2 protein-coding genes and 1 pseudogene are annotated in these 3816 nt (G+C 56.0%); all 3 read right to left on the bottom strand.

Annotated features, from left to right (window positions below; translation table 11 throughout):
• Positions 1–540 (bottom strand): annotated as a pseudogene (locus tag P9254_RS28755) (transposase); the annotation flags it as partial.
• A gap of 254 nt (positions 541–794) precedes the next feature.
• Complete coding sequence (locus P9254_RS28750) at positions 795–1829, bottom strand: LLM class flavin-dependent oxidoreductase (RefSeq protein WP_063169375.1); 1035 nt, start codon at positions 1827–1829, stop codon at positions 795–797.
• Positions 1830–1900: 71 nt separating this feature from the next.
• A complete protein-coding gene (gene hisC / locus P9254_RS28745) occupies positions 1901–3031 on the bottom strand; it encodes a histidinol-phosphate transaminase (RefSeq protein ID WP_063169376.1) in 1131 nt (376 codons plus the stop codon).
• Positions 3032–3816: the final 785 nt, after the last annotated feature.

Below are 3816 nucleotides of genomic sequence, written 5' to 3'. Positions count from 1 at the left end.
GCGAGCTTCTCCTCCCGATAGAGCCGGAACAGCTTCTTGTGGTTCACGACCAGGCCCTCCCGCCTCAGCATCACGAGAAGACGCCGGTAGCCGAACCGGCGACGCTCCTGCGCGATCGGCCTTCATCCGCTCGCGAACCTCGCGGTCGTCCGGCCTGCTGGTCTGGTAGCGAACCGTCATGCGGCAACAGCCGATGGCTTTACACGCCCGCCGTTCGCTCATCCCGAAGCCTTCCTTCAGGCGAGCGACAGCTTTCCGCTTGGCGGCGGGCGTCACCATTTCTTTCCCACAAGGTCCTTCAACGCGGCATTGTCGAGCATGGCGTCGGCCAAAAGCCGCTTCAGGCGCGTGTTCTCGTCCTCCAGCGCCTTCAGGTCGCCGAGCCTCGGTGACATCCATCCCGCCGAAGCGGGCCTTCCAATTGTAGATCGAGGCGTCGCTGACCCCGTGCTTGCGGCACAGATCGCCAACCGATACCCCGGCCTCGTGTTTCTTCAAAATTCCGATGATCTGCTCTTCAGAGAAGCGGCTGCGTTTCATGTCCTGGTCCTCTGGATGGGCCAGAACGAACTTCAAACCGGATTAGATCAGAGGGGCAAGGTCAGGACGCCTCGGCGCGGTCGTCGACCTCTTCACCCCAGCCGAATGTGCCAACTACTTCAAAGCCGCAGGATATGACCTGGATCAGATAGGACGTGCTCCAATGGTTTACACCTGACACAGGAGTCCGGCCCCCACAACCGTTTCGCAATGAGGAGCAGCGCTGCCGCTGCTCCTCCAATCACACGACGGATTCACGATGCGGCAACTCGAGCCATGATTTCGGATCCAATGGCCGATGCGGTGTATAGTGAGGCATCCAGCGGCAAATCCCCAAATGCCAGTTGACACAGAAGATAATTAGCACCTGCCTCTTCCAGCTGATCAAGGAGAGCTTTTCGGACAGAATCTGCCGTTCCCACGACGCACAATTCACTTTCAATTGCTGCATCGAAGTTCAAAGGCAAGTTTGGTGGAGTGGAAATGGCATTTAGTTCGTATAGAAATTTGAAGCTATTGAGCCATCGTTCATAGGCAGGTGCTGCGAGCAAATACGCATCTGTTTCAGAACGCCCTATCACCACCATTCGGAGCAATCCAAGAAATGGCGCTTGCTGGCCAATGTCAGCATCGTGAATTCGGGCGGCGCGGAACGCGTCGGTAACGCTGCGAACAGAAGTGGAAGGTCCGACGCAGGCGATGTTTGCCCCATTCGCAGCGGCCCAGCTAGCCGGCTCGGGTCGATTGGTGGCGATCCATGTCGGCGGACGGGGATATTGGTGAGGTCTCAACGTCAGCGGAACATCTTTCAACTCAAAGTGGCGGCCCTGATAAGAAAGCGTCCCGCCTTTCATCGCATTGATGAGAATCTCACTGGCCTCCGCATACTGTTCTGGTGCTGCTTCTACAGCAACCCCGAAGTATCCCAATTCAGTGGGAGCAGAGCCGCGCCCTATGCCGAGTTCAAGCCTGCCGCCGCTCAACTGATCAAGCATGCAGATCTCCTCGAAGGCACGCAGCGGATGATAGAGCGCAAGTAGCATTACCATGGGACCAACACGAAGACTGCGGGTTCGCTGGGCGACGCTCGCTAAGAACAAATTCGGTGATGGACCTCTGCCATGCGGCGTACAGTGGTGCTCGGCGAGATGATACGCATAAAAGCCATAGCCATCGCACGCTTCTGCTAGGCTCAGCCGATCTGCATATTGTTGTGCGATGTCATCGCCGTTTTCGTCCAGATGATCGAAGATGCCGAAGGTCAGGCCCGAAGCGGAAATTTTCTTCAATTAATTGTTCTCCAAATTACCTATATTTATTCGCTAATCATCATAGCTCACGACATATCATTACTTGATGCTTAATGTGAATCGACTTCATGCTTGTGAGCACCGCGATCCTTCTTAAAGTTCATACAGACGCGTTCGGCGGCAGCAAGGAATTTGTCCATCTGCTCTGTGGTGCCAATGCTGACGCGAATACAGTTCTTCAAATCTACGTCAGGAAAGCTGGCGATGAGGATCGCCTGCTCTTTCAACGCGGCTTGCCAGCATGAGCCCTCCTGTCCCGCCGGCACACGGGCCAGCAAAAAGTTTGCGTGGGAGGGTGTTACGGAAAAGCCAAGTTGCAACAGCGCCAGGGTCACTCGCTGTCGTTCATGCTTGATGTGCCTGTGGTTCTCTTCGTAGGCGTGGCGATGCGCAAGAATGCTTTTCCCGACCGCCTGCCCGATCACGTTCATGTTGAAGACATTCTGGATGTTGCGCAGCCTGCCAATGATTTCTGGGTGACCGAAACCGAAGCCGACTCGCACGCCAGCGGCAGCATAGCTCTTTGAAAAAGTCCTCAAGATCAAAAGATTCGGATGTCTATTGACGAGGCGCAGGGCATTGTCGGGTGCGAAGTCAACGTAGGCCTCATCCAAGACGACCAAGCGATCTGCTTGCTCCACAAGGCGTTCGATTTCGGCCACCGGCACGAATGTTCCGGTCGGATTGTTCGGATTAGCCAACAGAATGAACTTCGCGTCTTTTGCGGGGCCGGACAGCAGTTTTTCTATCGGCAGGGGATGAGCTTCGCTCGATGCGATTTCGAGAAACTCGGCACCCTGCAACATGGCAAGTTTACGGTTGAACGAAAATCCGGGCGACAGCATTGCCACTCTATCTCCTGGGGCGAGGAAAGCTCTGTAGATGAGTCCGAGCAGCTCCGACGAACCGTTGCCGGCAATCACCTGATCTTTGGAAAATCCGTAAGCATCGGAGGCAGCTGCCCTTAAGCTGAGATTGTCGTCTTCCGGATAAAGATACTGGTGTTCGATCGCAGCAATTGCACTTTGCATTACGCTCTTCGGCAACGGAAACGGGTTCTCGTTCGTATTTAGCTTAACGCAGTTTGCATCCGTCGCTGGTCCGTTGGACGAGAGAGCATCTAATTTGCTGGCCACCGGCGAAAAAAGCGAAAGCACGGTCTTCAGTTTTGCATCGCACATGTTCTTCTCCGTTTTTCAGTCCCGCAGGGCATGTGACATGAGGCAATCGTTGATCGTGACTTGATCGACGTTCGGCTATATCAGCGCTGCCTTCCCACCCTGGTGGGGATCGCCGACCACGGTTTGGATTTGACACCGGGAAGCTGTCGAGAACCTGATGACGACCCAACGTTTGGCCGACGGCCGATTCGGCGCAACAGACGGTGTTTCAACATCGCATCGTCCTCAAAGCCGCATGCAGGGCCTGCACGACAGCCCGTCTCCAGCGCCCGCAGATAGGTGGAAGCCGAAGTCTTGCCGAACCTCAGTTGCTCTGCCACCTTGGCCCACCGGACTGCCCTGTTTATGGGTCAGGCGCAGGATATCTCTGACGCTCGTTCGTCTTGCTTGCTTCCGTCTTGGCATGGGCTCTCTCGGTTTGCTGATGAGAGAGCCAAATACCGGCTCATCTGAGCATGAGACGCAGGCCTGACGATATGGAGCGTCGCTGGTGGCGCGCGTAGCCGAGAGGGTTCGCCTCGCTGGCGGGGCATGCAAGACGGCGCACCTCCTTAGCCATCCTGTCCCATCGTCTCAGATCGTGAGGCGCACCTTATAGTCGGTGAGGAGATCTTGCAGGGTCAGGTTACGCCCTAGCGCTTAAGGTTGTTGGTCGCACCGAGCAAGCGCGGGACCTGTCGACGGACAACAGCGGTGCCACTGCCGGCACTAGGTGTGAGCTTTCGAGAGGTTGTCCATTCGGACCGGACCGAGGAGACTGGAGTTACCACGCTTCAGCATCCATC

It is taken from the genome of Mesorhizobium sp. WSM4983 (genome assembly GCF_029625765.1).
GTDB lineage: Bacteria > Pseudomonadota > Alphaproteobacteria > Rhizobiales > Rhizobiaceae > Mesorhizobium.
Note: the sequence above shows the minus strand (reverse complement) of the source record. Positions and strands in the feature narration are given on the sequence as shown.